Below are 26684 nucleotides of genomic sequence, written 5' to 3'. Positions count from 1 at the left end.
GCCGGTCCGCCCCCGCGCATTGCCAAGACTCGATCCGTGGCGAGAATCGAGCACGAGGGCGGGAACCGGACGGTGGAGCCCAGCGAAAGCGGCCCCACCCGACACCCGTCCTACGAAGGAGTCTGGCGCTTCACCGCTGCCGCGGTCGACGTCTCCGTCCCGCAGGCCCGGCACGCCGTGCGCGACCTGCTGGTCCGCCAGGGCGTCCCCCTCCACGACGAGATCATGGACGGCCTGCTGCTGATCGTCTCCGAGCTGGTCACCAACGCCGTGCGGCACGCGGCGCTGCTGTCCCCGGAGATAGCGGTCGAGGTGGCGATCGGACCCGAGTGGATCAGGGTGTCCGTCGAGGACAACCACCCCTACCGTCCCAAGGCCCTGGAGGCCGACTGGGGTCAGACCGGCGGCCGGGGCCTGCTCCTGGTCCGCGAGATCGCCCTTGAGGCCGGCGGCGCCTGCGACGTCGAGCACACCGCGAGCGGCGGCAAGATCATCTGGGCGGCGCTGCCCCTGGCCCCGGCGGCACCGGGGCCGGGAGCGGTGCCGCAGGAGCCGGTGGTCACCAGCCCCCGGACGGACCCGTCAGCTCCCTGACGGCCGGACGCGCCGCGTCGAGCACCGTCATGAACCAGGCGGAGAACGGCGCGGCGGCGTGCCGCTCGGCCAGCTCGGCGGGGGTCACGAAGGCGGTGTCCTCGATCTCCTCCGGGTCCGGCCGCGGCGCGGCCTGCACCAGGCCGACGAAGAGGTGGTTGAACTCCTGCTCCACCAGGCCCGAGGCCGGGTCCGGGTGGTTGTAGCGGACCGTGCCGGCCTCCGCGAGCAGCGAGGGCGAGACGCCCAGCTCCTCGAAGGTGCGCCGGGCCGCCGCCGCGAACGGCGCCTCGCCCGGGTAGGGGTGGCCGCAGCAGGTGTTCGACCAGACGCCGGGCGAGTGGTACTTGCCGAGCGCCCGCCGCTGGAGGAGCAGCCGGCCCGACTCGTCGAAGAGGAAGACGGAGAAGGCGCGGTGCAGCTGCCCCGGCGCCTGATGGGCGGCGAGCTTCTCCGCCGTGCCGATCGTCCTTCCGTCCTCGTCGACCAGTTCGAGCATGATCGGGGCCGGGTCTCCGGACGGCTGGACACCGTTCGACGCGATCTCCGGCGAGATCTGCGCCGCGGTGGCTGGTGTGGTCGGCATACCCATCCTTCGCTTCGGTCCTCGGCCCGGTGGGGCCCCCTCAGTCTGCCGTACAAAAGCGGCTTGTCCGTACTTCGACGGCCGGACGCGTCCGCTCCCACCGCACCGGAGTACACCCCGGGCGGCGGGAGCGGAGGAGGACCGAGCGGGCACTACACCCCGAAAGGCGCGGGATAGACCGGCGCACCCGCGGGAACGGGCGCGGAGTCGTCCAGGACGAGCGCCCTCATCGCCTCGTCCGGGACCTCGAAACCTGGCCTGATTCCATACGCGGACGCCCGTTCGAACCCGAACCGGGGGTAGTACTCCGGATGCCCCAGGACGAGCACCAGGGTCTCGCCCCGCAGCCGGGCCGCGTCGAGGACCGCCCGGACGACGGCCTGTCCGGCACCCGTCCGCTGGTACTCGGGCGCGACCGCCACCGGGGCGAGCGCCGCCGCCGGAGCGCCGCCCACCCGGCAGCGGGTGATCAGGGCGTGCGCCGCGACCGTGCCGTCCGGGGCCTCGGCCACGTACGACAGGCCCGGGAGCCAGGCGTCGGCGTCCGCCCGGAGCGCGTCGACCAGATCGGCCTCCGCCTCCGAACCGAAGGCGGCCGCCTCGATCCGCCGGACCTCGGCCTCCTCGCCGGCGGCCTCCGGCCGGGTGCGCCAGCGCGGATCGGCGGGCCGCAGCACGAAACCGGCGTAGCCGTAGTCGGAGCCGTGCTCGCGGCGCAGCGCGATCTCGGCGCGGGCCCCGGCGACCGCCTCGGCCATGCCGGGCACGGAGGTGTCGGCCGCCTCGGCGCGGGCGGCCAGCGGACCGTAGTACGCGTCCCAGTCGCCCTCCGGCTGGGTCAGGGTCCCCAGGACGTGGTAGCCGGCCGCGACCGCGGCCGCCGCGTTCCCGGTGACGGTACGGAGCGGATAGTGCTCCTCCCAGAAGGCGCGGGCCGCCGGGCCCGGCTCCCCGGTGGTCCACACGCACTCGGTGAGCACGAGGGTGCCGCCGGGCGCGAGGAGGCGGCGCCACTCGGCGAGGGCCCGGTCGAAGCCGAGCACGAAGACCGAGCTCTCGGCCCAGACCAGGTCGAAGGAGCCGTCGGGGAACGGCAGGGCGCCCATGTCGGCGCGGAGGGCGCGGACGGAACCGCTCCCGGGGACCGAGCCGTCGAGTCCGCGCGCGGCGGCGGACTCCCGCAGCTGGGCGAGGAACGGCTCGTGGGTGTCGACGGCGGTCACCTCGGCGCCCGCCTCGGCGGCCAGGAGCAGCGCGGAGCGGCCCGGACCGCAGCCCAGGTCGAGCACGCGCGGACGCGCGGGAAGCGGACCCGCGAGGGCGAGGAGCCGGCGGGTGGTGGTGTCGGAGCCCGGACCCTGGCGCGGCAGGCCGTGGTGCAGGGCGAAGAAGGAATCGTGCGGAGCGTTGTCGGACAACGTGGGAAACCCTTGGATGAGAGGGCCCCGGCCGACGACGTGACGTACCGGTGCGAGGACCGGGATCAGGTCAGCCGGAGACCCGGAGGCTGAGGGACGACCGGGCGCTGCCGCAGAAGGCAGCCTCCATCGCGACGGTCATCAACCCCAGCTCCTCTCCATCACGTGTTCGTACGAAAAGCCTAACAGGCGCTCCGGGCGCTCCGGCGCTACAGGCAGAGCTTCGCCTCGTGCTCCGCGTGGCCGACCGGCTCCAGCTGGAAGGTGCAGTGCTCCACGTCGAAGTGCGAGCCCAGGCAGCCCTGGAGCGCGTGCAGCATCTTCTCGTGCCCCACCGAGTCGAGGGCCCCCTGGTCGACGACCACGTGCGCCGAGAGGACCGGCATCCCCGAGGTGATCGTCCAGGCGTGCAGGTCGTGCACGTCCTCGACCCCCGGCAGGGCCAGTATGTGCGCCCGCACCTCCGCCATGTCGACGCCCTTGGGGGCCGCCTCCAGGAGCACGTCCAGGGTCTCGCGCAGCAGTTTGACCGTGCGGGGGACGATCATCAGGCCGATCACCAGCGAGGCGATCGGGTCCGCGTACTGCCAGCCGGTGGCCAGGATGATCCCGGCCGCGACGATCACGGTGACCGAGCCCAGCGCGTCCGCGAGCACCTCCAGATACGCCCCGCGCACGTTGAGGCTCTCCTTCTGGCCCCGCATGAGCAGCGTCAGCGAGATCACGTTCGCCACCAGGCCGACCACCGCGAACGCGATGGCGAGGCCGCCCTTGGTCTCGGCCGGCTCCATGAACCGCTGGATCGCCTCGAAGAGCACGTACCCGCCCACGCCGAGCAGCAGCAGGCAGTTCGCGAGCGCCGCCAGGATCTCGGCCCGCGCGTATCCGAAGGTGCGGTTCCCCGAAGGCGGCCGGTTGGCGAAGTGGATCGCCAGGAGCGCCATCGCGAGGCCGACCGCGTCGGTCGCCATGTGAGCCGCGTCCGCGATCAGCGCGAGCGAGTCCGCGACCACGCCGCCGATGATCTCGATCACCATCACGGAGAGCGTGATGCCGAGCGCGATCCGCAACCGGTTCCGGTACGCGGCCCCCGCGGTGCCCGTCGGCGGCGGGCCCCCGTGGCCGTGCCCGTGATCGTGTCCAGCCCCCATGACATGGCCTCCCGGTCGTGTCGTCCGTATGCCCCGATGCGCAAGTCAACTACGGGTGGGGGGTATGTGCAACACGGTACTGAACACCGTTGTCATATGCTCTGACCTGCGGTGATGCCATCCGGACGGGGAGTGCGGGGAAGTGTCCGGAAGTGGCCCCCGCGAGGGTCCCCGACCGGGGTTTGTGAGGCGGGCGGGCGATCACCCATCATGATCTCCGGCGGACGGGGCGCATCCGGACGGACACCGGCGGGCCCGGGGGAGTCCTGCCCGCGAAGCCTCGGTGAACTGTCCTTCTGTTCATCGGATAGCCTCAGCCGACGTGTCGCCGCCCGGTGCCGGGCCGCACCGCCGCGCCCGGGGCCGCCATGGGCCCCGCCGGCCCCGCCGTCAGCTCCAAGGAGTGAGTTCGTCTGTCGACCGCCATCCTCACCGGCCCCCCGGCACCCGGATCCTCGCTCGACGGTGATCTGCGGTCGCTCGGCTTCGACGTCCGGATCGCCTCCGGCGCCGAGGAGACCGGCGCCCTGCTGGCCGCCGTCCCGGCGGGCGAGCGCGTCGCGCTCGTCGACCCCCGGTTCGTCGGCCATCCGCACGCGCTGCGCCTCGCCCTCACCGACCCCCGGTTCCCGGCCGCCGCGGCGCCCGGCGCGCTCACCGCGCAGCCCGAGGCCCGCCCCGCGCTGACCCGCGCCCTGAGCGCCGCCGCCGTGCCCGCCGGGGCGGCCCCCGGCGCCGCCGGCGACCTCCCCGGCACCCTCGCCGACGCCCTCGACGCCGACGGCGTCGCCGTGCACCGGCCCCAGCTCGGCACCCTCGTCGCCACCGTCCCCACCGACGCCGAGGCCCGCCACGCGGCCCGCGCCGCCGTCGAGGCCGTCGACGACGAGGCCGTACGCCTCCGCTCGGCCGTGAAGGCCCACGACGGCTTCTTCACCACCTTCTTCATCAGCCCGTACTCGCGCTACATCGCCCGCTGGTGCGCGCGCCGCGGACTGACCCCCAACCAGGTCACCACCGCCTCGCTGCTCACCGCCCTGATCGCGGCCGGCTGCGCGGCGACCGGCGAGCGCGGCGGCTACGTCGCCGCCGGCGTCCTCCTCCTCGTCTCCTTCGTCCTGGACTGCACCGACGGGCAGCTCGCCCGGTACGCGCTGAAGTACTCGACGATGGGCGCCTGGCTCGACGCCACCTTCGACCGCGCCAAGGAGTACGCCTTCTACGCGGGCCTCGCCCTCGGCGCCGCCCGCAACGGCGACGACGTCTGGGCCCTCGCGCTCGGCGCCATGGTCCTGATGACCTGCCGGCACGTCGTGGACTTCTCCTTCAACGAGGCCAACGCCGAGAGCACCGGCACCGCCGCCAAGACCAGCCTGGCCCTCTCCAGCAGACTGGACGGCGTCGGCTGGACCGTCTGGGCCCGCCGCATGATCATCCTGCCGATCGGCGAGCGCTGGGCGATGATCGCGGTCCTCACCGCCGTCACCAGCCCCCGGATCGTCTTCTGGGCCCTGATCGCCGGCTGCGCCTTCGGCGCCTGCTACACCACCGCCGGCCGCGTCCTGCGCTCCCTGACCCGTAAGGGGAAGAGGACCGACCGGGCCGCCCGGGCGCTCTTCGACCTCACCGACTCCGGCCCGCTCGCCCAGCTCGCCGCCCGGCTCTTCCGCCGCCCCGGCGACCGGAGCCTCGGCGTCGTCTTCGCCGCGATCGCGACGGCCGGCCTGCTGTTCGCCGTCCTCACGTGGCCGTTCGGCGACCGGCAGATCGTGATCGCCGCCGTCGGCTACACGATCTTCGCCGGGCTCGCCGTCGCCCAGCCCCTCAAGGGCGCCCTCGACTGGCTCGTACCCCCGCTCTTCCGCGCCGCCGAGTACACCACCGTCCTCGTCCTGGCCGGCCGCTCCGACGCCCCGGGGGCCCTCCCGGCGGCGTTCGGGCTGGTCGCGGCGGTCGCCTACCATCACTACGACACGGTGTACCGCATTCGCGGGGGCACCGGCGCGCCGCCCGCCTGGCTGGTGCGCGTCACCGGCGGACACGAGGGGCGCACGCTCCTGGTGACCGTCCTCGCCGCCCTCCTCGCGGGCCGCGGCGACGACTTCACCCTGGCACTGACCGCCCTCGCGGTCGCCGTCGCGCTGGTGGTGCTCGTGGAGTCCATCCGCTTCTGGGTCTCCGCCGGAGCACCCGCCGTTCACGACGAAGGAGAAACAGCATGATCGGTCTCGTACTGGCAGCCGGTGCCGGACGGCGTCTGCGCCCCTACACCGACACCCTTCCGAAGGCCCTCGTGCCGGTCGACGGGGACACCACGATCCTCGACCTGACCCTGAAGAACTTCGCCGAGATCGGCCTCACCGAGGTCGCGATCGTCGTCGGCTACCGCAAGGAGGCCGTCTACGACCGCAAGGACGCCCTGGAGGCGAAGTACGGGCTCACGATCACCCTCGTCGACAACGACAAGGCCGAGGAGTGGAACAACGCCTACTCCCTGTGGTGCGCCCGTGAGGTCCTCAAGCGCGGCGTGATCCTCGCCAACGGCGACACCGTCCACCCCGTCTCCGTCGAGGAGACCCTGCTCGCCGCCCGGGGCAACGGGCAGAAGATCATCCTCGCCCTCGACACGGTGAAGAGCCTCGCCGACGAGGAGATGAAGGTCATCACCGCCGAGGGCAAGGGCGTCCAGCGCATCACCAAGCTCATGGACCCGGCCACCGCCACCGGCGAGTACATCGGCGTCACCCTGATCGAGGCCGAGGCCGCCGAGGAGCTCGCGGACGCGCTCAAGGCCACCTTCGAGCGCGACCCCGACCTCTACTACGAGGACGGCTACCAGGAGCTGGTCAACCGCGGCTTCACCGTCGACGTGGCCCCCATCGGCGACGTCAAGTGGGTCGAGATCGACAACCACGACGACCTCGCGAAGGGCCGTGAGATCGCGTGCCAGTACTGACCCGGCTGATCCCGTCGCCGGTCGTCGTCGACATCCGCGGAGGAGCGCTGGACGACCTGTCCGCGCTCCTCGCGGACCAGCGGATCTCCAGCAACGGCAAGATCGCCGTCGCCATCAGCGGGGGCTCCGGCCTCAAGCTGCGCGACCGCTTCGCCGCCGAGCTGCCCGGAGCCGACTGGTACCCGGTCTCCGGCGGCACCATCGACGAGGCCGTGAAGCTCGCCGACGCCATGCGCGGCAAGCGGTACGACGCGGTGGTGGCCCTCGGCGGCGGCAAGATCATCGACGTGACCAAGTACGCGGCGGCCCGGGTCGGGCTGCCGCTGGTGGCCATCGCCACCAACCTGTCGCACGACGGGATCTGCTCCCCGATCTCCACCCTGGACAACGACAACGGGCGCGGCTCCTACGGCGTCCCCACCCCGATCGCCCTCGTCATCGACCTGGACGTGATCAGGGACGCCCCGGCGCGCTTCGTCCGCTCCGGCATCGGCGACGCGGTCTCCAACCTCTCCGCCATCGCGGACTGGGAGCTCTCCCACCGCGAGACCGGTGAGAAGGTCGACGGACTCGCCGCCGCCATGGCCCGCAGCGCGGGCGAGGCGGTGCTCCGCCACCCCGGCGGCATCGGGGACGACGACTTCCTCGTCACCCTCTCCGAGGGCCTGGTGATGTCCGGCATCGCCATGTCGATCAGCGGTGACAGCCGCCCCTCCTCGGGCGCCTGCCACGAGATCAGCCACGCCTTCGACCTGCTCTTCCCGGCCCGCGCGGCCAGCCACGGCGAGCAGTGCGGCCTCGGAGCGGCCTTCGCCATGCACCTGCGCGGTGCCCGCGAGGATTCCGGCCTGATCGTCGAGACCCTGCGCCGGCACGGCCTGCCCGTCACGCCGGAGGAGATGGGCTTCACCGTGGACGAGTTCGTCCGGGCGGTGTCCTTCGCCCCGCAGACCCGGCCGGGCCGCTTCACCATCCTCGAACACCTCGACCTGTCCGACGACGAGATCAGGGACGCGTACGCCGACTATGCACAAGCCATCGGTAGCTGAGCTCCGACCGGTCGTCCACCCCCCGGGCGTGAAGGACCGGCGCAGCGGCGAGCACTGGGGCGGCCGCCTCTACATGCGGGAGATCTCGCTGCGGATCACCCGGCAGCTCGCGAACACCCGGGTCACCCCCAACCAGCTGACCTACCTGATGACCCTCTTCGGGGTGCTCGCCGCCCCGGCGCTCCTCGTGCCGGGCATCCCGGGCGCCGTCCTCGGCGTGCTCATGGTCCAGCTCTACCTGCTGCTCGACTGCGTCGACGGCGAGCTGGCCCGCTGGAAGAAGCAGTTCTCGCTCGGCGGCGTCTACCTGGACCGGGTCGGCGCCTACCTGTGCGACGCGGCGGTCCTCGTCGGCTTCGGCCTGCGCGCCGCCGACCTGTGGGGCACCGGGCGGATCGACTGGCTGTGGGCCTTCCTGGGCACCCTCGCCGCCCTCGGCGCCATCCTGATCAAGGCCGAGACCGACCTCGTCGGCGTCGCCCGTCACCAGGGCGGCCTCCCGCCGGTCAAGGAGTCCGCCGCCGAGCCGCGCTCCTCCGGAATGGCCCTGGCCCGCCGGGCCGCCGCAGCGCTCAAGTTCCACCGGCTGGTCCTGGGGATCGAGGCCTCCCTGCTCATCCTGGTCCTCGCGATCGCGGACCAGGTCAGGGGCGACCTCTTCTTCTCCCGGCTCGGCGTCGCCGTCCTCGCCGGCATCGCCCTGCTCCAGACCGTGCTGCACCTGGTGTCGATCATGGTCTCCAGCAGGCTGAAGTGAGGCCGGCCGTGAGCACGCCGCTCAAGGTGGGCGCCGTCGTCATCACCATGGGCAACCGTCCCGACGACCTGCGCGCGCTGCTCGACTCGGTCGCCGCGCAGGAGGGCGACCCGGTCGAGGTCGTCGTCGTCGGCCAGGGCACCCCGGTCACCGGGGTGCCCGACGGGGTCCGCACCGTCGACCTGCCCGAGAACGTCGGCATCCCCGCCGGCCGGAACGTCGGCATCGAGGCCTTCGGCCCCGGCGGCACCGACGTCGACGTGCTGCTCTTCCTCGACGACGACGGCCTGCTCGCCCACACCGACACCGCCGAGCTGGTCCGCCAGGCCTTCACCGCCGACCCGCGCCTCGGCATCATCAGCTTCCGCATCGCCGACCCGGAGACCGGCGCCACCCAGCGCCGGCACGTGCCGCGGCTGCGCGCCGCCGACCCGATGCGCTCCTCGCGGGTGACCACCTTCCTCGGCGGCGCCAATGCCGTCCGCACCAAGGTCTTCGCCGAAGTCGGCGGCCTGCCGGACGAGTTCTTCTACGCGCACGAGGAGACCGACCTCGCCTGGCGGGCGCTCGACGCCGACTGGATGATCGACTACCGTTCGGACATGGTGCTGCTGCACCCCACGACAGCACCCTCCCGGCACGCCTCCTACCACTTCAACGTGGCACGCAACCGTGTGTGGCTGGCCCGTCGCAATCTGCCCGCGCCCCTGGTGCCGGTCTACCTCGGCGTCTGGCTGCTGCTCACTCTGGCCCGGCGGCCCTCGCTCCCCGCGCTGAAGGCGTGGTGCGGCGGATTCCGGGCGGGCTGGACCACCCCCTGCGGACCGCGCCGCCCCATGAGGTGGCGTACGGTGTGGCGGCTGACCCGGCTGGGTCGCCCCCCGGTCGTCTGACATCGTGGTACCCGACGTGCCGCGCATCTTGAACACGAAAGTTTCGACTTGTGAGTGACACACACCAGGGCGGGGCGGTCGCGACGAGCGCGCCCCCGTCCGTCGACGAGGGCCTGGCCCCGGCCGACCTCGCCGCGAAGTACGGCCTCTCGGTCAGCGGCGCCCGGCCCGGGCTGTTCGAGTACGTCCGGGACCTGTGGAGCCGGCGCCACTTCATCCTGGCCTTCTCCTCCGCCAAGCTGACCGCCCAGTACAGCCAGGCGAAGCTGGGCCAGGTGTGGCAGGTGGCGACCCCCCTCCTGAACGCCCTGGTCTACTACCTGATCTTCGGGCTGATCCTGGGCGCCGGAAAGGGACTGTCCAAGGACGTCTACATCCCGTTCCTGGTCACCGGCATCTTCGTGTTCACCTTCACCCAGAGCTCGGTGATGGCGGGCGTCCGGGCGATCTCGGGCAACCTGGGCCTCGTCCGGGCCCTGCACTTCCCGCGCGCCACCCTGCCGATCTCCTTCTCCCTCCAGCAGCTCCAGCAGCTGCTGTACTCGATGATCGTGCTCGTGGCGGTGGCGATCGCCTTCGGCAGCTACCCCTCGCTCCGCTGGCTGCTGCTCCTCCCGGCGCTGTTCCTCCAGTTCGTCTTCAACGTCGGCCTGGCGATGATCATGGCCAGGATGGGCGCCAAGACGCCCGACCTCGCCCAGCTCATGCCGTTCGTCATGCGCACCTGGATGTACGCCTCCGGCGTGATGTTCTCGATCCCCGCGATGCTCTCCGACAAGCCCGCCTGGATCGCCGACGTCCTCATGTACAACCCGGCGGCCGTCTACATGGACCTGATCCGCTTCTCCCTCATCGAGGGCTACGGCGCGGAGAACCTGCCGTCCCACGTCTGGATGACCGCCCTCGGCTGGGCCCTGGTCTTCGGCATCGGCGGCTTCGTCTACTTCTGGAAGGCCGAGGAGAGGTACGGCCGTGGCTGACACGAACCGGTCCAACGTTCCCACCGTCATCTGCGACGAGGTCCACATCGTCTACCGGGTCAACGCCGGCGGCGGGGGCAAGGGCAGCGCCACGGCGGCGCTCAGCCGGATCGTCGGCCGGGGCAAGGCCGAGGTCACCCGGGGCGTCCGCAAGGTCCACGCGGTCCGCGGCGTCACCTTCACCGCCTACCGGGGCGAGGCCATCGGCCTCATCGGCTCCAACGGCTCCGGCAAGTCCACGCTGCTGCGCGCCATCGCCGGCCTGCTCCCCACCGAGAGCGGCAAGGTCTACACCGACGGCCAGCCCTCGCTCCTCGGCGTCAACGCGGCCCTGATGAACGACCTCACCGGCGAGCGCAACGTGATCCTCGGCGGCCTCGCCATGGGCATGAGCCGCGAGGAGGTCCGCTCCCGCTACGAGGGCATCGTCGACTTCTCCGGGATCAACGAGAAGGGCGACTTCATCAGCCTGCCCATGCGCACGTACTCCTCCGGCATGGGCGCCCGGCTCCGCTTCGCCATCGCGGCCGCCAAGAACCACGACGTCCTCCTCATCGACGAGGCCCTCGCCACCGGTGACCGCAAGTTCCAGATCCGCTCCGAGGAGCGCATCCGCGAGCTGCGCAAGGAGGCCGGCACGGTCTTCCTGGTCAGCCACAGCAACAAGTCCATCCGGGACACCTGCGACCGGGTGCTCTGGCTGGAGAAGGGCCAGCTCCTCATGGACGGCCCCACGGACGAGGTCCTCAAGGCGTACGAGCGGGAGACCGCCCGCTGAGCGTCCCCGCCAGAGGTCCCGCCCCCGCCGCAGCTCCGCGACGGGGGCGGTTCCCTTTTCCGGCCGGGACGACCGGGCCGGTGCCTCAGCGTGTTCGGATGCGCACTCGGTGTCACTTCCGCTGCTCGAAGGGCCCCTTCGGCGCCTTCCCGTGCGGCGCGGGAACGCCGCCGTCGGGTCCGCCCTCGTCGTGGCCGCCACCGTGACACGCGCTCCCTGAATCCCCGTCCGACCCGAACTCCCTTGATCTGCAAGCCAGTTGACGGCCCGTGCGGACGAAGTTCCTGGTGCGCGCCACCCCGGAATGGCGACGGTCGTCGTACAACGTAAGCTGGACCGGTCTGTTTCGCGGCAAGTAGGGCGATACCCCACGGCCATCGGGCCCCCGGGTGGCGGCCCTACGGGCAGGGGTCGGCGGCGTGTCCGAAATAGGATGGATTGGGTCAGCAGTGTAGAACGGGAGACGTGACGGCCATGACGCAGAATCTCCAGCTCCACGAGGGTGTCGCCGTCCCTCCGTCGGGCAGCGACCGGTGACGGACCCCCGGCAGGCGCGCCCCGGCGCCACCTCGCGTGCCACACTCGGCAAGGCGGCGGACGAGAACTTCCCCGTCGCCCCCTTCTTCCTGCCCCGCGCCTGGCGCGGCGACCTCATGGCCGTCTACGGCTACGCCCGGCTCGTCGACGACATCGGCGACGGCGACCTCGCCCCCGGCGGCACCGACGCCCGGTACCTCGGCGTCGGCCCCGGGGACGCCGACGACCGGCTCGTCCTCCTCGACGCCTTCGAGGCCGACCTCCACCGCGTCTTCGACTCCACCCCGCGCCACCCCCTGCTGCGGGCCCTCCGGCCGACCGTCGAGCGGTGCGGGCTCACCCCCGAGCCCTTCCTCGGCCTGATCGCCGCCAACCGCCAGGACCAGCTGGTCGGCCGGTACGAGACGTACGACGACCTCCTCGCGTACTGCGCGCTCTCCGCCAACCCCGTCGGGCGCCTGGTCCTCGGGATCACCGGCACCGAGACCCCCGAGCGGATCCGGCGCTCCGACGAGATCTGCACCGCCCTCCAGATCGTCGAGCACCTCCAGGACGTCGCCGAGGACCTCGGCCGCGACCGGATCTACCTGCCCGCCGAGGACCTCAAGCGGTTCCACGTCACCGAGGGCGACCTGGCCCGGCCCACCGCCGGGGCCTCCGTCCGCGCCCTGATCGCCTTCGAGGCCGAGCGGGCCCGCGCGCTGCTCCACGCGGGCGTCCCCCTCGTCGGCAGCGTCCACGGACGCCTCCGCCTCCTCCTGGCCGGATTCACCGCCGGGGGACTCGCGGCCCTCGACGCGATCACCGACGCGGGATTCGACGTACTGACCGGCCCGCCCGGGCCCACCAAGCCGAGCCTGATGCGCCGGGCGGGAGAGGTCCTGCTCAGGGCGCGGAGAGAGGGGTGACCGTGACCGTGGAGGGACAGCACCAGCCGTCCGCACCGGTACAGGCCGCCTACAGCTACTGCGAGGCGGTCACCGGGCAGCAGGCCCGCAACTTCGCCTACGGCATCCGGCTGCTGCCGGCCGAGAAGCGCCAGGCGATGTCCGCCCTGTACGCCTTCTCGCGGCGCGTCGACGACATCGGCGACGGCACGCTCGCGCCCGAGGCCAAGCGGGAGCGCCTGGAGGCCACGCGGGACCTGCTCGACCGGATCCGCTCCGACAAGATCGACGAGGACGACACCGACCCGGTCGCCGTCGCCCTCGCCGACTCCGCCCGGCGCTTCCCGATCCCGCTGGACGGCCTCGACGAGCTCATCGACGGCGTCCTCATGGACGTCCACGGCGCCACCTACGAGACCTGGGACGACCTCAAGGTCTACTGCCGCTGCGTCGCCGGCGCCATCGGCCGCCTCTCCCTCGGCGTCTTCGGCACCCAGCCGGGCGCCCACGGCGCCGACCGCGCCCCCGAGTACGCCGACACCCTGGGGCTCGCGCTCCAACTCACCAACATCCTCAGGGACGTGCGCGAGGACGCGGAGAACGGGCGCACCTACCTGCCCGCCGACGACCTCGCCAAGTTCGGCTGCGGGGACGGCTTCGCCGGCCCCCTGCCCGAGGGCTCCGACTTCGCCGGGCTCGTCCACTTCGAAGTGCGGCGCGCCCGCGCGCTGTTCGCCGAGGGCTACCGGCTGCTTCCGATGCTCGACCGGCGCAGCGGCGCCTGCGTCGCCGCCATGGCGGGCATCTACCGGCGCCTGCTCGACCGGATCGAGCGCGACCCGGAGGCGGTCCTGCGCGGCCGCGTCTCCCTGCCGGGCCGCGAGAAGGCGTACGTCGCGGTGCGCGGCCTCTCCGGCCTCGACACCCGCCACATCGCCCGGCGCGACGTCAGGAGGCGCCCCCGATGACCCCGCACCCACCGGCCCTCCGGGCCGTCCCGGCCCACGGACCCGGCACCGGACCACGTACGACCGTCGTCTCCGCCCGCGCGGCGATCCACGGGCCCGGTGCCGCCTCCCGTACGGTTACCGCTTCCGTCCGCGCGGCGGCCCACGGGCCCGGCGCCCGTCCCCGTACGGCCGCCGCCCCCGCCGCAACCCTCGTCGCCGTCCCGGCGTCCCTGAGCACGGTCGTCGCGCACGGTCCGTGCCCGAACCCGACGGGCCCGTTCGCGGCGGGACCGGACACGACCGAACGATCGGAGGCCGCGTGACCCAGGACGCAACCGGGCGGGACGCCCGGCGGCCCCACGCCGTCGTCGTCGGCGGCGGGCTCGCCGGGACCACCGCCGCGCTCCGGCTCGCCGACGCGGGCCTCCGCGTCACCCTCCTCGAAGGCCGGCCCCGGCTCGGCGGCCTCGCGTTCTCCTTCCGCCGGGGCGAGCTGACCGTCGACAACGGCCAGCACGTCTACCTGCGCTGCTGCACCGCCTACCGCTGGTTCCTCGACCGGATCGACGGCGCCCGCCTCGCCCCCGTCCAGGACCGCCTCGACGTGCCCGTCCTCGACGTCGGCCACCGCCGGGGCCCCCGGCTCGGCCGGATCCGCCGCGACGACCTGCCCGTCCCGTTCCACCTGGCCCGCAGCCTGGCGACCTACCCCCACCTCAGCGCCGTCGAGCGCCTGAGCGTCGGCCGCGCCGCGCTCGCCCTGAGCCGGCTCGACCCCGCCGACCCGGCCCTCGACGGCATCGACTTCGCCACCTGGCTCGGCCGCCACGGCCAGTCCCCGCGCGCGGTCGAGGCCCTGTGGGACCTCGTCGGCGTCGCCACCCTCAACGCCACCGCCCCGCACGCCTCCATGGGCCTGGCCGCCATGGTCTTCAAGACCGGACTCCTCTCCGAGCCCGGCGCCGCCGACATCGGCTGGGCCCGCGTCCCGCTCGGCGAACTCCACGACACCCTGGCCGGCAAGGCCCTCGCCGCCCTCGGGGTGCGCACCGCACTGCGCACCAAGGCCGAGCGGATCTCCCGCGCCGACGACGGCCGCTGGACCGTCGAGGTGCCCGGCGAGACGATCGACGCCGACGCCGTCGTCCTCGCCGTACCGCAGCACGAGACCCACGCCCTGCTGCCCGAGGGCGCCCTCGACGACCCCGACCGGCTCCTCGACATCGGCACCGCCCCCATCCTCAACCTGCACGTCGTCTACGACCGCAAGGTGCTGAGGCGGCCCTTCTTCACCGCCCTCGGCTCCCCGGTGCAGTGGGTCTTCGACCGCACCGACGCCTCGGGCCTCACGGGCGGCGGCCAGTACCTCGCCGTCTCCCAGTCCGCCGCCCAGGACGACATCGACGAACCCGTCGCCGTCCTGCGCGAGCGCTACCTCCCGGAGCTGGAGCGGCTGCTGCCCGCCGCCCGCGGCGCCGGGGTGCGCGACTTCTTCGTCACCAGGGAGCGGACGGCGACGTTCGACCCCGCCCCGGGCACCGGCCGGCTCCGCCCCGGCGCCCGCACCCGGGCACCGGGCCTCCACCTGGCCGGAGCCTGGACCGCCACCGGCTGGCCCGCGACCATGGAGGGGGCCGTCCGCAGTGGTTTCAGCGCCGCGGACGCGGCGCTCTCCGCCCTCGGCCGCCGCCATGACCATCCGCTGCAGGAGGCGGTATGAGTGTGAGTACCGGAACAAGAGGAGAGACCGTGCCGACAGCGCCGCCGGGACACCCGGCCGTCGACACCGCGGACGTGTCCGCACTGCTGGAGCGGGGACGGACCCTGTCCACCCCCGTACTGCGGGCGGCCGTCGACCGCCTCGCGCCGCCCATGGACACCGTGGCCGCCTACCACTTCGGCTGGATCGACGCCCAGGGCAACCCGGCCGACGGCGACGGCGGCAAGGCCGTCCGCCCCGCGCTCGCGCTGCTGTCGGCCGAGGCCGCGGGCGCCGCGCCCGAGGTCGGGATCCCCGGCGCCGTCGCCGTGGAGCTCGTCCACAACTTCTCGCTGCTCCACGACGACCTGATGGACGGCGACGAGCAGCGCCGCCACCGCGACACCGTGTGGAAGGTGCACGGCCCCGCGCAGGCCATCCTCGTCGGCGACGCCCTCTTCGCCCTCGCCAACGAGCTGCTCCTCGAACTCGGCACCGTCGAGGCCGGGCGGGCCACCCGCCGGCTCACCACGGCCACCCGCAAGCTCATCGACGGGCAGGCCCAGGACATCTCCTACGAGCACCGCGAGCGGGTCACCGTCGAGGAGTGCCTGGAGATGGAGGGCAACAAGACCGGCGCCCTCCTCGCCTGCGCCGTCTCCATCGGCGCCGTCCTCGGCGGGGCCGACGACCGGACCGCCGACAAGCTGGAGGAGTACGGCTACCACCTCGGTCTCGCCTTCCAGGCCGTGGACGACCTGCTCGGCATCTGGGGCGACCCGGAGTCCACCGGCAAGCAGACCTGGAGCGACCTGCGCCAGCGCAAGAAGTCGCTGCCCGTCGTCGCCGCCCTCGCCGCCGGCGGACCCGCCTCCGAGCGGCTCGGCGAGCTGCTCGCCGCGGACGCCAAGTCCAGCGACTTCGACTCCTTCTCCGAGGAGGAGTTCGCCGCCCGGGCCGCCCTCATCGAGGAGGCCGGCGGCCGGGAGTGGACCGCCCAGGAGGCCCGCCGCCAGCACGCCGTCGCGATCGGGGCCCTGGACGAGGTCGACATGCCCGCCCGCGTCCGGGCCCAGCTCACCGCCCTGGCCGACTTCGTGGTCGTACGGAAGAGATGATCACCATCACCCTGATATGAGTTCGCGGTCGCCGGCCGGTGCCACCCGGCGCCGGCCGACGGCAGACCCGCAGGAGCAGAAGGAAACAGACTGCGCGAAGGGGAAGCCATGACAGCGACGACCGACGGAAACGCCGGGGCCGTGAGCCCCCGGACGGCCGTGGCCGGCAAGACGACCGACACCGCTCTCCCGGAGGGGCCCGACCCCGTCCCGGGAAGACTCGACGAGACCGCCGCGCGGGCCGCGGCACGCGCCGCCGAGCACCTGCTCGCCCGCCAGGATCCGGCGGGCTGGTGGAAGGGCGACCTGGAGACCAACGTCACCATGGACGCCGAGGACCTGCTCCTCCGCCAGTTCCTGGGCATCCTCGACCCCGACACCACCCGGGCCGCGGCCCTCCACATCCGCCGCGAACAGCGCGAGGACGGCGCCTGGGCCACCTTCTACGGCGGGCCCGGCGAGGTCTCCGCCACCGTCGAGGCCTACGTGGCCCTGCGCCTCGCCGGGGACCCGCCCGAGGCCCCGCACATGGCCCGCGCCTCCGCCTGGGTCCGCGCCCGCGGCGGCATCGCGGCCGCCCGGGTCTTCACCCGGATCTGGCTCGCCCTCTTCGGCTGGTGGCGCTGGGAGGACCTGCCCGAGCTGCCCCCGGAGCTGCTCTTCCTGCCCAAGTGGTTCCCGCTCAACATCTACGACTTCGGCTGCTGGGCCCGCCAGACGATCGTGCCGCTCACCGTGGTCTCCGCGAAGCGCCCGGTCCGCCCCGCGCCCTTCCCCCTCGACGAGCTGCACACCGACCCGGCCCGCCCGAACCCGCCTCGCCCGCTCGCCCCGGTCACCGGCTGGGACGGGCTCTTCCAGCGGCTCGACAAGGCCCTGCACCTCTACCACCGGGTGGCCCCCCGCCCGGTGCGCAAGGTGGCCATGGACCTCGCCGCGCGCTGGATCGTCGAGCGCCAGGAGAACGACGGCTGCTGGGGCGGCATCCAGCCCCCCGCCGTCTACTCGATCATCGCCCTCCACCTCCTCGGCTACGACCTCGGCCACCCCGTCATGCGGGCCGGCCTGGAGTCCCTCGACCGGTTCGCCGTCCGGCGCGAGGACGGCTCCCGGATGGTCGAGGCCTGCCAGTCCCCGGTCTGGGACACCTGCCTCGCCACCATCGCCCTCGCCGACGCCGGGCTTCCCCCCGACCACCCGGCCCTGGTGAAGGCCGTCGACTGGATGCTGGACGAGGAGATCACCCGGACCGGCGACTGGGCGGTGCGCCGGCCCGGACTCCCGCCGGGCGGCTGGGCGTTCGAGTTCCACAACGACAACTACCCCGACATCGACGACACCGCCGAGGTCCTGCTCGCCCTGCGCCGGGTCCGCCACCCCGACCCCGCCCGGGTCGAGGGCGCCGTCGCCCGGGGCACGCGCTGGACCCTCGGGATGCAGTCCCGCAACGGCGCCTGGGGAGCCTTCGACGCCGACAACACCAGCCCCTTCCCCAACAAGCTGCCCTTCTGCGACTTCGGCGAGGTCGTCGACCCGCCCTCCGCCGACGTCACCGCCCACGTGGTGGAGATGCTGGCCCACGAGGGCCTGTCCCAGGACCCGCGCACCCAGCGGGGGATCGAGTGGCTGCTCGCCGAACAGGAGCCGCACGGAGCCTGGTTCGGCCGCTGGGGCGTCAACCACGTGTACGGGACGGGCTCGGTGCTCCCCGCCCTCGCCGCCGCCGGGATCCCCGCCTCCCACCCGGCGGTCCGCCGGGCCGTCGCCTGGCTCGGCTCCGTGCAGAACGAGGACGGCGGCTGGGGCGAGGACCTCCGCTCGTACGACAACGAGCAGTGGGTCGGGCGCGGCGCCTCCACCGCCTCCCAGACCGCGTGGGCGCTGATCGCCCTGCTCGCCGCGGGCGAGCGGGAGACCGAGCCGGTGCGGCGGGGCGTCGCCTGGCTCGCCGCGACCCAGCTCCCGGACGGCTCCTGGGACGAGCCGTACTTCACCGGCACCGGCTTCCCCTGGGACTTCTCGATCAACTACCACCTCTACCGCCAGGTCTTCCCCCTCACGGCGCTCGGCCGCTACGCGTACGGGGAGCCGTCGCCCCGCAAGGAGGGCTGATGGGCCGCGCGCCGGGCCCCGGCGCCGCCACCCCGCCGCTGCTCATCGCCTGCGCGCTGGGCATCGAGCAGCTCGCCCTGCGCAGCGGGGACCGGGGCGGCGCCCCCGGCCCGGTCACCGTGCTGCGGACGGGCATGGGCCCCGAGCGGGCCCGGGAGGCGGTCTCCCGGGCGCTGGGGGAGCGGCACCGGTGGGACGCGGCCGTGATCGCCTCCGGGTTCTGCGCGGGCCTCGCCCCGGGGATGCACCCCGGGGACCTGGTCGTCGCCGACGAGACCCGGGGGCCCGACGGCACGACCGCGTGCACCGGCACGGACCTGCTGGTGAAGGCCCTGGTCAAGGCGGTGCCGGGGCGGTCCGTGCACGTCGGCCCGCTGAGCGGCTCCGACCACGTGGTGCGGGGCCCCGAGCGGGCCGCGCTGCGCGGCACCGGCGCGATCGCCGTCGACATGGAGTCCGCCGCGACCCTGCGTACGGCGCGGGCCGCCGGAGCCTTCGGGGAGGGGCCGGGCGCGCGTCCGGTTGCGGCCGTCCGGGTGGTCGTGGACGCTCCAGAACATGAGCTGGTCCGTATTGGCACGGTGCGCGGGGGAATATCAGCCTTTCGCGTCCTTCGTGCCGTCCTTCCCGCTTTCTTCGAATGGCACCGTTCTTTGCTGCTCCCCAGGAGGTGAGCGAGTTATGGCCATGCCGCTCCGTCAGTCCATCCGGGTCGGGACCTACCTCTTCGAACAGAAGCTCCGCAAGCGGGACAAGTTCCCGCTGATCGTCGAGCTCGAACCGCTCTTCGCCTGCAACCTCAAGTGCGAGGGCTGCGGGAAGATCCAGCACCCGGCGGGTGTCCTCAAGCAGCGGATGCCGGTCGCCCAGGCGGTCGGCGCGGTCCTGGAGTCCGGCGCCCCCATGGTGTCCATCGCGGGCGGCGAGCCCCTGATGCACCCTCAGATCCACGAGATCGTGCGCCAGTTGGTGGCGCGGAGGAAGTACGTCTTCCTCTGCACCAACGCGATGCTGCTCCGCAAGAAGCTGGAGAACTTCACCCCCTCCCCGTACTTCGCCTTCGCCGTGCACATCGACGGGCTGCGCGAGCGGCACGACGAGTCCGTGGCCAAGGAGGGCGTGTTCGACGAGGCGGTGGCGGCGATCAAGGAGGCCAAGCGGCGCGGCTTCCGGGTCACCACCAACTCGACCTTCTTCAACACCGACACCCCGCAGACCATCATCGAGGTCCTCAACTTCCTCAACGACGACCTCGAGGTCGACGAGATGATGATCTCGCCCGCCTACGCCTACGAGAAGGCTCCCGACCAGGAGCACTTCCTGGGCGTCGAGCAGACCCGGGAGCTCTTCAAGAAGGCCTTCGCCGGCGGGAACCGGCGCCGCTGGCGCCTGAACCACTCGCCGCTCTTCCTGGACTTCCTGGAGGGCAAGGCGGACTTCCCCTGCACCGCCTGGGCCATCCCGAACTACTCCCTCTTCGGCTGGCAGCGGCCCTGCTACCTGATGAGCGACGGTTACGTCCCCACGTACCGCGAGCTCGTCGAGGAGACCGACTGGGAGAAGTACGGCCGGGGCAAGGACCCGCGCTGCGCCAACTGCATGGCGCACTGCGGCTACGAGCCCACCGCCGTCCTCGCCACCATGGGCTCCCTCAAGGAGTCCCTGCGCGCGGTCCGGGAGACCGCCTCCGGGAACAGCAGGTGAGCGGCGCGTGACCGGCGGCGGCTTCGACCTGCGGGGGCTGCTCGCCGAGCGCGGCGGCGAGCGGTACGAGCTGCACGCCCGGTACCTCAACCCCCAGCTCCCGCGGATGCTCCGCACCCTCGGCTTCGACAAGGTGTACGAGCGGGCCGAGGGCGCCCACTTCTGGGACGCCGAGGGGAACGACTACCTGGACATGCTCGCCGGCTTCGGCGTGATGGGCCTCGGACGGCACCACCCCGTCATCCGCAAGGCCCTCCACGACGTCCTGGACGCCGATCTCGCCGACCTCACCCGCTTCGACTGCCCGCCGCTGCCCGGCCTCCTCGCCGAGCGGCTGCTCGCCCACAGCCCCCACCTGGACCGGGTCTTCTTCGGCAACAGCGGCACCGAGGCCGTGGAGACCGCCCTGAAGTTCGCCCGGTACGCCACCGGGCGGCCCAGGATCGTCTACTGCGACCACGCCTTCCACGGGCTCACCACCGGCTCCCTCTCCGTCAACGGCGAGCGGGGCTTCCGGGACGGCTTCGCCCCCCTCCTGCCGGACACCGCGATCGCCCTCGGCGACCTCGACGCCCTGGAGCGGGAGCTGCGCAAGGGGGACGTGGCCGGCTTCGTCGTGGAGCCGATCCAGGGCAAGGGCGTCCACGCGGCCCCGCCCGGCTTCCTGCGCGCCGCCGGGGAGCTGCTGCGCCGGCACGGCGCCCTGCTGATCGCGGACGAGGTGCAGACCGGTCTCGGCAGGACCGGCGACTTCTACGCGTACCAGCACGAGGAGGGCGTCGAGCCGGACCTGGTCTGCGTCGCGAAGGCGCTCTCCGGCGGCTACGTGCCGGTCGGCGCCACCCTCGGCAAGGACTGGATCTTCAAGAAGGTCTACTCGTCGATGGACCGGGTCCTGGTCCACTCCGCGAGCTTCGGCTCGAACGCGCAGGCCATGGCCGCCGGGCTCGCCGTCCTCTCCGTGATGGAGGACGAGGGCACGGTCGCCCGCGCGCGCCGGATCGGCGACCTGCTCTCCGGCCGCCTGAAGGAGCTGGTGCCCCGGTACGAGCTGCTCCACGAGGTCCGCGGGCGCGGTCTGATGATCGGCATCGAATTCGGCCGGCCGTCCTCGCTCGGCCTGCGCGGCCGCTGGACGGTGCTCCAGGCGGCCCGCAAGGGCCTCTTCGCCCAGATGGTCGTCGTCCCGCTGCTCCAGCGGCACAGGATCCTCACCCAGGTCTCCGGGGACCACCTGGAGGTGATCAAGCTGATCCCGCCGCTCGTCGTCGACGAGGCGGACGTGGACCGGTTCGTCACCGCCTTCACGGCGGTCATGGACGAGGCCCACGGCGGGGGCGGCCTGATGTGGGACTTCGGGAAGACCCTGGTCAAACAGGCGGTCGCGCAGCGCTGACGGGAAACGACCCTCCGGGTTTTGCCTCTGGGGCAAGAAACTTGCCTCAGAGGCACGATCCTGGCGGAATGGGGGCATGGACCACGTCCCCGGGGACACCTCCCCGGATCCCGCCACCTCCGGCGTCCTGCCCGACGTCGCCCCGCAGCTGCGAGCCCTGCGCCGCCGCCGGGGGCTCACCCTGGAGGCCGCCGCCCAGCGGGCCGGCCTCTCGCCGGCCCACCTCTCGCGCCTGGAGACGGGGAACCGGCAGCCCTCGCTGCCGATGCTGCTCGCCCTCTCCCGCATCTACGGTACGACGGTCTCCGAACTCCTGGGAGAGGCGCCCCCCGAGCGCGACCCCGTCGTCCGGGCCGGCCGCTCCGAACCCGTCGAGGCCGACGGCTGGATCTACCGCCAGGCGGGCGGCGCCGGACGCGCCCTCCAGTGCCTGCGGGTCCACGTGCCGTACGCCACCCGGGCCGACATCGTGCGCGTGCACCCGGGGGAGGAGTGGATCCACGTCCTGGAGGGCCGGGTGCGGCTCGCGCTCGGCGAGGCGGTCCACGTCCTCGATCCCGGGGACGGCGCGCACTTCGACTCGCTCACCCCGCACCGGATCGGTGCCGCCACCCCCGGCGGGGCCGAGCTGCTCTTCGTCCACACCCTGCTGCAGAGCCCCGTCGCCGAGCTGTGCCTCGGCGACGGGACCCCGCACCGGCGCTGACCGCCGTAACGATCGTCTGTGACGGTCCGCAGCAATGATCCGCCGTAACGATTCTTCTGTGACGATTCTTCAGGAAAGGACCGACATGTCCGAGAAGTCCGCACCCGTCACCGGCGAGGAGCGCGGGGAAGGCAAGTTCCCCAAGGGCCTGGTGCTCCGTCTCTTCGCCTACCTGATCGCCGGTCACCTCTTCGCCGGCTTCCTCTACCTGCTCTTCGCGATGGGCGCCAAGTAGGACCCCGGGAGGCGTCGCGCCTCCTACGCCTCGGTGACCAGGCGCTCCCGCAGCCGCTCGCGGGTCTCCGGGGACAGCTTCAGACCCCCGGAGAAGTAGGCGTCCACCGAGCCCCAGGTCGTCTCGATCGTCTCGAAGGCCGCCAGCAGGTACTCCGCCCGTGCGTCGAAGAGCGGGCTCAGCAGCTCCATCACCTCGGGCCCCATGGCGTCCGGGGCGGTGGAGCTGCGGCGCACCTTGTAGCGGCGGTGCGGCTCGTTCGACTTCACGTAGTCCGCCTCGATCGCCGTCCGCTCGACCCCGACGGCGAGCAGGGTGATCGCGACGGCGAGCCCGGCCCGGTCCTTGCCCGCCGCGCAGTGCATCAGGGCCGGGACGCTCTCCTCCGCCATGGAGTGCAGGATCCGGCTGTGCTCCGCCGTCCGCTCGACCACCATCCGCCGGTACGAATCGGACATTCGGGCCGCGGCCTTGCCCTCGCCGAGGATCTCCCGCAGCTGCGCGGTGTTGCCGTCGCGCACCAGCTTCCAGAACTCCTTGCCGTCGGCCGGGTCGTTGAGGGGTATGTTCACGTTCCGTACGCCGGGCAGCTCGACGTCCGGGCCCTCGATCCGCCGGTCGGCCTCGTTGCGGAAGTCGAAGACCGTGTGCAGCCCGAGGCCGGCGAGGAAGGCGGCGTCGCTCTCGGTCGCGTGGGCGAGGTGGCCGCTGCGGAAGAGCCGGCCGGGGCGGACCGCCCGCCCGTCCGTCGTCGGCAGGCCGCCCACGTCCCGGAAGTTGCGGACCTCCGCCAGCTCGGGCTCGGCGGCTTCGATGGGCGGGACCTGCGGCAGCTGCTGCGTCACGGATGCTCCTGGAGAGTCGGCGTTCGGGTGCCCGACGAGAAATCGGTTCCTGGGGCAATCATCCAGACGGGAAGGACCCGGCGCATCCCCTCGGACGGGAATGGGCAATCTGTCCGAATTGGCACGTTGGATATAACGCGCCCTGTTTACGGATGAGATGGGTTTCGGCGCGTGAGCAGGGTCATAGAAGTGACGGATCGTGGCCGGAGGTCCGCCGCAATCCCCTTACGGGAAAAGGGAGTCGAAGGACCGTCATCCACGGAGGGTGACCGGAATCCCGGGGGAACGATCTAGGGCGGAATGCCGGGACAAAACAGCGGCTTGTTCGCGCCGACCCCGCTCGTCTAGCGTCACGGTCAATCCGGACGGACCGCCTAATCCTGCCACCGCCCGGAATTCCACCCATCCCATGCGTGGCAGGAGCGGGGGACCCAGGAAGTACGCCGGTCCCGCGATGCAGGACGGCTCGGGGTGAAGCCGCGCGAGAGCGCGGCCGGACATCTCCAGTCCGAACCCGACAGCTCACCTCGCAGGCGCCGGAGAGGATTCGCCATGCCCGCGAAGGGTAAGCACCGCCGTCCCAAGAGCAACCCCCTCACCCGCGGATTCGCCGCCGCCGGTACGGGAGGCGCCGTCGTCGCCCTCCCGCTCCTCGGCGCCACCGGGGCCCACGCCGCCGAGCAGGCCGCCCCGGCCACCGCCTCCGTCCAGTCCGCCGTCACCGCGCACGCCGTCGCGGCGAAGGCCGCCCCGGCGAAGCCCGCCGCGACGACCGGCCCCCGGACGTACTCCGTCGTCCCCGGCGACTACCTGTCGAAGATCGCCGCCGACCACCACCTGGAGGGCGGCTGGCAGAAGGTGTACGAGGACAACCGCCGGACCATCGGCGCGGACCCCTCCCTCATCCTGCCCGGCATGAAGCTCACCATCGGTGCCAAGGGCTCCGCCCCCGCCGGCCCGAAGAGCGCGCCCGGCGCCCAGGAGTCCGGCAAGAACGGCGATGACGCCCCCCGCGCCTCCCGCGGCGAGAGCCGCCGCGCCGCCGCTCCGGCCACCACCGCCGCCCCGAAGGCCGCCGAGAGCTCCACCGGCTCCACCGCCTCCTCGTCCGGCTGGGTCGCCCCCGTCACCGGCGGCTTCTCCACCCCGTACCGCGCCTCCGGCTCCATGTGGTCCTCCGGCTACCACACCGGCGTCGACTTCATCGCCTCCTCCGGCACCACCGTCCGCGCCGTCGGCGCCGGCACGGTCGTCTCCGCCGGCTGGAGCGGCTCGTACGGCAACGAGGTCGTCATCCAGCACGCGGACGGCAACTACTCGCAGTACGCCCACCTCTCCTCCCTCTCGGTCTCGGCCGGGCAGAGCGTCAGCGGCGGGCAGCAGATCGGCCTCTCCGGTTCCACCGGCAACTCCACCGGCCCGCACCTGCACTTCGAGATCCGCACCACGCCGAACTACGGCTCGGACGTCGACCCGCTGGCCTACCTGCGCCAGCACGGCGTCTCCGTCTGACGCACCGCAGGGGACACCCTTTCCGACGGCCCGGCACATTCCGTGCCGGGCCGTCGGCCTATTCCGACTTGGGCGAATCTTTATCGGTGGCATATGTCACCCGTCGTCAACCCCTCCTTACGGTCGCGTAGGTCACACGCGAAAGGGAAGGATGTGCCCCCGTGGCAGACGATTCGAGATCAAGAGACAAGAACGCATTCGGGTCGTACGCGGCGATCGGTGACAGCTTCACCGAGGGCGTCGGAGACCCCGGCCCCGACGGGACGTACGTCGGCTGGGCGGACCGCTTCGCGGTCCTGCTCGCCGACCAGCTGCCGGAGCACGACGCCTTCCGCTACGCCAACCTGGCCGTACGCGGGCGCCTCCTCGACCAGATCGTGGCGGAACAGGTCCCCCGGGCGAAGGAACTCGCCCCCGACCTGGTGACCTTCTGCGCGGGCGGCAACGACATCATCCGTCCCGGCACCGACCCGGACGACGTCGCCGAGCGCTTCGAGCGCGCCGTCGCCGAACTCACCTCCGCCGTCGGGACCGTCATGGTGACCACCGGCTTCGACACCCGCGACGTCCCCGTGCTCCGGCACCTGCGCGGCAAGATCGCCACCTACACCGCGCACGTCCGGGCCATCGCGGACCGCCACGGCTGCCCGGTCCTCGACCTGTGGTCGCTGAAGTCCGTCCAGGACCGGCGGGCCTGGGACGGCGACCGGCTGCACCTCTCGCCCGAGGGACACACCCGGGTCGCCCTGCGCGCCGCCCAGGTCCTCGGCCTGCCGGTGCCCGCCGACCCCGACCAGGCGTGGCCGCCGGTCCCGCCGCGCGGCTCCCTGGAGGTCCGCCGCGACAACATCCAGTGGGCGCGGGAGTACCTCGTCCCCTGGATCGGGCGCCGGCTGCGCGGCGAGAGCTCCGGGGACCACGTCGAGGCCAAGCGCCCCGACCTGATGCCCCTCGGGGACCTCATGCCCCTGTAGCGGGCGGCGCGGCGGGGATCCGCTCCAGGACCCCGCCCGCGAACACGTCGTACAGCGGCAGCGTCTCCAGGTGGACGTAGCCGATGTGGCAGTCGCAGACGGCGAGGGGGCAGGCGCGGGGACGCAGGGCGGCGCGGTACGAACCGTCGTACAGGTTCCCCAGCTCGGCCTTGACGAAGTGGCAGCGCCGCACCGTCCCCCCGCCGTCCACCGAGATCACCGACTCGCCGGTGCGGCAGGGCAGCCCCGCCGAGCGGTGCGGATGCCGGCTGTACGGGAAGAGCGGGTCGAGCTCCGTCCACCCGTCGGCCTCCTCGTCGGTGTACGCGTGCCCCTCCGCCGCGTTCACCCACAGGTACACGTGCGGCGGCAGCGCGTCCCGCAGCCGCCGGGCGTGCTCCCGGTGCTCGGGGAGCCCCACCACGCCGACGCTGAACCGGACCCCCCGCCCCGCCAGGTCGTGGCACTTGGCGAGGAAGCGCTCGTACGGCGTCTGCCCCGGGTGGTACGTGCACCACAGCGCCACGGCCTCCGGGTCCACCTCCGCCAGCCAGTCGGTCCGGCAGCTCAGATTGGTCTGGATCGCCACCCGCTCGACGTGCGGCAGCCGGGAGAGGTCGACCAGCGCCCGCCGGTACCAGGAGCGCACCAGCCCCTCGCCCCACGGCGTGAACAGGATCCGCAGCCGGTCCCCGGTCTGCGCGGCGGCCCACCCGGTGAACCGCTCCAGCGCCTCCCGGTCCGCGCGCAGCCGCTCGCGGCTGTCCCGGCGCTTGGCGAAGGGGCAGTACGGACAGTCGTAGTCGCAGGAGGACAGCGGCCCCCGGTAGAGCAGAGTGAGGTCCAC

Annotated in this window: 26 protein-coding genes and 1 riboswitch; of the genes, 21 read left to right on the top strand and 5 right to left on the bottom strand. The window is 72.9% G+C overall.

Translation table 11 applies throughout. The features are described from left to right. Positions 1 to 72: 72 nt before the first annotated feature. Complete coding sequence (locus tag ACIQD7_RS02030; protein ID WP_389665683.1) at positions 73 to 594, top strand: ATP-binding protein; 522 nt, start codon at positions 73 to 75, stop codon at positions 592 to 594. Here ACIQD7_RS02030 and idi read toward each other — a convergent pair. The 3 genes from idi to ACIQD7_RS02015 form a co-directional block, all read right to left on the bottom strand. Next, positions 560 to 1180, bottom strand: coding sequence for an isopentenyl-diphosphate Delta-isomerase (gene idi, locus ACIQD7_RS02025; RefSeq protein ID WP_121833273.1), 621 nt, complete (start codon positions 1178 to 1180; stop codon positions 560 to 562). The two genes, ACIQD7_RS02030 and idi, sit on opposite strands and share 35 nt — an antisense overlap. A gap of 152 nt (positions 1181 to 1332) precedes the next feature. Further along, entirely contained in the window at positions 1333 to 2598 is a 1266-nt protein-coding gene (locus ACIQD7_RS02020; RefSeq protein ID WP_402438608.1) for a GNAT family N-acetyltransferase, read from the bottom strand. Positions 2599 to 2807: 209 nt separating this feature from the next. Continuing rightward, on the bottom strand, positions 2808 to 3749 hold the full coding sequence (locus ACIQD7_RS02015) for a cation diffusion facilitator family transporter (RefSeq protein ID WP_121833271.1): 942 nt from the start codon (positions 3747 to 3749) through the stop codon (positions 2808 to 2810). 413 nt (positions 3750 to 4162) lie between these two features. Between ACIQD7_RS02015 and ACIQD7_RS02010 the strand changes: the two genes are divergently transcribed. The 18 genes from ACIQD7_RS02010 (at position 4163) to ACIQD7_RS01925 (ending at position 22506) form a co-directional block, all read left to right on the top strand. Beyond that, complete coding sequence (locus tag ACIQD7_RS02010) at positions 4163 to 5971, top strand: DUF5941 domain-containing protein (protein WP_402439682.1); 1809 nt, start codon at positions 4163 to 4165, stop codon at positions 5969 to 5971. Beyond that, positions 5968 to 6705 (top strand): sugar phosphate nucleotidyltransferase, encoded by a 738-nt coding sequence (locus ACIQD7_RS02005; protein WP_121829579.1) that lies wholly within the window; start codon positions 5968 to 5970, stop codon positions 6703 to 6705. Before ACIQD7_RS02010 ends, ACIQD7_RS02005 begins: the two co-directional genes overlap by 4 nt. Next, the gene (locus ACIQD7_RS02000; RefSeq protein WP_402438606.1) at positions 6693 to 7754 is read left to right on the top strand and encodes an iron-containing alcohol dehydrogenase family protein; all 1062 of its coding nucleotides are present in this window, start codon (positions 6693 to 6695) and stop codon (positions 7752 to 7754) included. Before ACIQD7_RS02005 ends, ACIQD7_RS02000 begins: the two co-directional genes overlap by 13 nt. Continuing rightward, on the top strand, positions 7732 to 8511 hold the full coding sequence (locus ACIQD7_RS01995) for a CDP-alcohol phosphatidyltransferase family protein (RefSeq protein WP_121829577.1): 780 nt from the start codon (positions 7732 to 7734) through the stop codon (positions 8509 to 8511). The genes ACIQD7_RS02000 and ACIQD7_RS01995 overlap by 23 nt, the downstream gene beginning before the upstream one ends. 8 nt (positions 8512 to 8519) lie before the next feature. Further along, entirely contained in the window at positions 8520 to 9404 is an 885-nt protein-coding gene (locus tag ACIQD7_RS01990; protein WP_121829576.1) for a glycosyltransferase family 2 protein, read from the top strand. A gap of 50 nt (positions 9405 to 9454) precedes the next feature. After that, positions 9455 to 10384: an ABC transporter permease gene (locus ACIQD7_RS01985; protein ID WP_383416863.1), complete on the top strand. Its 930-nt coding sequence runs from the start codon at positions 9455 to 9457 to the stop codon at positions 10382 to 10384. Continuing rightward, a complete protein-coding gene (locus ACIQD7_RS01980) occupies positions 10377 to 11162 on the top strand; it encodes an ABC transporter ATP-binding protein (protein ID WP_053642448.1) in 786 nt (261 codons plus the stop codon). Before ACIQD7_RS01985 ends, ACIQD7_RS01980 begins: the two co-directional genes overlap by 8 nt. Positions 11163 to 11695: 533 nt before the next feature. Continuing rightward, on the top strand, positions 11696 to 12607 hold the full coding sequence (gene hpnC / locus ACIQD7_RS01975; protein WP_402438603.1) for a squalene synthase HpnC: 912 nt from the start codon (positions 11696 to 11698) through the stop codon (positions 12605 to 12607). Beyond that, positions 12604 to 13554, top strand: coding sequence for a presqualene diphosphate synthase HpnD (gene hpnD, locus ACIQD7_RS01970; protein WP_205613811.1), 951 nt, complete (start codon positions 12604 to 12606; stop codon positions 13552 to 13554). Before hpnC ends, hpnD begins: the two co-directional genes overlap by 4 nt. Then, complete coding sequence (locus tag ACIQD7_RS01965) at positions 13551 to 13859, top strand: hypothetical protein (protein ID WP_399759603.1); 309 nt, start codon at positions 13551 to 13553, stop codon at positions 13857 to 13859. Before hpnD ends, ACIQD7_RS01965 begins: the two co-directional genes overlap by 4 nt. After that, positions 13856 to 15256 (top strand): hydroxysqualene dehydroxylase HpnE, encoded by a 1401-nt coding sequence (hpnE, locus tag ACIQD7_RS01960; RefSeq protein WP_402438601.1) that lies wholly within the window; start codon positions 13856 to 13858, stop codon positions 15254 to 15256. The genes ACIQD7_RS01965 and hpnE overlap by 4 nt, the downstream gene beginning before the upstream one ends. Next, positions 15253 to 16353 carry a polyprenyl synthetase family protein gene (locus ACIQD7_RS01955; protein WP_121829571.1) on the top strand — a complete coding sequence of 367 codons (1101 nt, stop codon included), beginning with the start codon at positions 15253 to 15255 and terminating at the stop codon, positions 16351 to 16353. Before hpnE ends, ACIQD7_RS01955 begins: the two co-directional genes overlap by 4 nt. A gap of 108 nt (positions 16354 to 16461) precedes the next feature. Beyond that, entirely contained in the window at positions 16462 to 18465 is a 2004-nt protein-coding gene (shc, locus tag ACIQD7_RS01950) for a squalene--hopene cyclase (RefSeq protein WP_402438599.1), read from the top strand. Beyond that, complete coding sequence (locus ACIQD7_RS01945) at positions 18465 to 19139, top strand: 1-hydroxy-2-methyl-2-butenyl 4-diphosphate reductase (RefSeq protein WP_161372869.1); 675 nt, start codon at positions 18465 to 18467, stop codon at positions 19137 to 19139. The genes shc and ACIQD7_RS01945 overlap by 1 nt, the downstream gene beginning before the upstream one ends. A gap of 7 nt (positions 19140 to 19146) precedes the next feature. Further along, on the top strand, positions 19147 to 20169 hold the full coding sequence (gene hpnH, locus ACIQD7_RS01940) for an adenosyl-hopene transferase HpnH (RefSeq protein WP_121829568.1): 1023 nt from the start codon (positions 19147 to 19149) through the stop codon (positions 20167 to 20169). 7 nt (positions 20170 to 20176) lie between these two features. Beyond that, entirely contained in the window at positions 20177 to 21565 is a 1389-nt protein-coding gene (locus tag ACIQD7_RS01935) for an aspartate aminotransferase family protein (protein ID WP_402438596.1), read from the top strand. 76 nt (positions 21566 to 21641) lie between these two features. Then, positions 21642 to 22271, top strand: coding sequence for a helix-turn-helix domain-containing protein (locus ACIQD7_RS01930; RefSeq protein WP_121829566.1), 630 nt, complete (start codon positions 21642 to 21644; stop codon positions 22269 to 22271). Positions 22272 to 22356: 85 nt separating this feature from the next. Beyond that, positions 22357 to 22506, top strand: coding sequence for a DUF6126 family protein (locus ACIQD7_RS01925; protein ID WP_163013793.1), 150 nt, complete (start codon positions 22357 to 22359; stop codon positions 22504 to 22506). A 23-nt stretch (positions 22507 to 22529) separates the two neighbouring features. On the opposite strand, the gene ACIQD7_RS01920 is transcribed toward ACIQD7_RS01925, so the two are convergent. Beyond that, entirely contained in the window at positions 22530 to 23351 is an 822-nt protein-coding gene (locus ACIQD7_RS01920; protein WP_402438593.1) for a tyrosine-protein phosphatase, read from the bottom strand. A gap of 389 nt (positions 23352 to 23740) precedes the next feature. Further along, positions 23741 to 23900: riboswitch (cyclic di-AMP (ydaO/yuaA leader) on the top strand. Positions 23901 to 23903: 3 nt separating this feature from the next. On the opposite strand from ACIQD7_RS01920, the gene ACIQD7_RS01915 reads away from it, so the two are divergent. Next, positions 23904 to 24863 carry a peptidoglycan DD-metalloendopeptidase family protein gene (locus ACIQD7_RS01915; RefSeq protein WP_391166980.1) on the top strand — a complete coding sequence of 320 codons (960 nt, stop codon included), beginning with the start codon at positions 23904 to 23906 and terminating at the stop codon, positions 24861 to 24863. A 161-nt stretch (positions 24864 to 25024) separates the two neighbouring features. Continuing rightward, the gene (locus ACIQD7_RS01910; protein WP_121829563.1) at positions 25025 to 25837 is read left to right on the top strand and encodes an SGNH/GDSL hydrolase family protein; all 813 of its coding nucleotides are present in this window, start codon (positions 25025 to 25027) and stop codon (positions 25835 to 25837) included. Here ACIQD7_RS01910 and ACIQD7_RS01905 read toward each other — a convergent pair. Further along, the gene (locus ACIQD7_RS01905; protein WP_402438591.1) at positions 25824 to 26684 is read right to left on the bottom strand and encodes an STM4011 family radical SAM protein; all 861 of its coding nucleotides are present in this window, start codon (positions 26682 to 26684) and stop codon (positions 25824 to 25826) included. The genes ACIQD7_RS01910 and ACIQD7_RS01905 overlap by 14 nt on opposite strands.

This window comes from Streptomyces sp. NPDC093071, assembly GCF_044754545.1.
Lineage (GTDB): Bacteria > Actinomycetota > Actinomycetes > Streptomycetales > Streptomycetaceae > Streptomyces.
The sequence above is the reverse complement of the archived record's forward strand: the minus strand, read 5'-3'. Positions and strand labels throughout refer to the sequence as shown.

What these genes read in the sequence shown, in the direction of transcription:
- ACIQD7_RS01925 (WP_163013793.1), top strand. Translation starts at nt 22,357, where the DNA reads ATGTCCGAGAAGTCCGCACCCGTCACCGGCGAGGAGCGCGGGGAAGGC.
- ACIQD7_RS01965 (WP_399759603.1), top strand. Translation starts at nt 13,551, where the DNA reads ATGACCCCGCACCCACCGGCCCTCCGGGCCGTCCCGGCCCACGGACCC.
- hpnH (WP_121829568.1), top strand. Translation starts at nt 19,147, where the DNA reads ATGGCCATGCCGCTCCGTCAGTCCATCCGGGTCGGGACCTACCTCTTC.
- ACIQD7_RS02015 (WP_121833271.1), bottom strand. Translation starts at nt 3,749, where the DNA reads ATGGGGGCTGGACACGATCACGGGCACGGCCACGGGGGCCCGCCGCCG.
- ACIQD7_RS01915 (WP_391166980.1), top strand. Translation starts at nt 23,904, where the DNA reads ATGCCCGCGAAGGGTAAGCACCGCCGTCCCAAGAGCAACCCCCTCACC.
- ACIQD7_RS02005 (WP_121829579.1), top strand. Translation starts at nt 5,968, where the DNA reads ATGATCGGTCTCGTACTGGCAGCCGGTGCCGGACGGCGTCTGCGCCCC.
- ACIQD7_RS01945 (WP_161372869.1), top strand. Translation starts at nt 18,465, where the DNA reads ATGGGCCGCGCGCCGGGCCCCGGCGCCGCCACCCCGCCGCTGCTCATC.
- shc (WP_402438599.1), top strand. Translation starts at nt 16,462, where the DNA reads ATGACAGCGACGACCGACGGAAACGCCGGGGCCGTGAGCCCCCGGACG.
- ACIQD7_RS01995 (WP_121829577.1), top strand. Translation starts at nt 7,732, where the DNA reads ATGCACAAGCCATCGGTAGCTGAGCTCCGACCGGTCGTCCACCCCCCG.
- ACIQD7_RS01930 (WP_121829566.1), top strand. Translation starts at nt 21,642, where the DNA reads ATGGACCACGTCCCCGGGGACACCTCCCCGGATCCCGCCACCTCCGGC.
- ACIQD7_RS01955 (WP_121829571.1), top strand. Translation starts at nt 15,253, where the DNA reads ATGAGTGTGAGTACCGGAACAAGAGGAGAGACCGTGCCGACAGCGCCG.
- idi (WP_121833273.1), bottom strand. Translation starts at nt 1,180, where the DNA reads ATGCCGACCACACCAGCCACCGCGGCGCAGATCTCGCCGGAGATCGCG.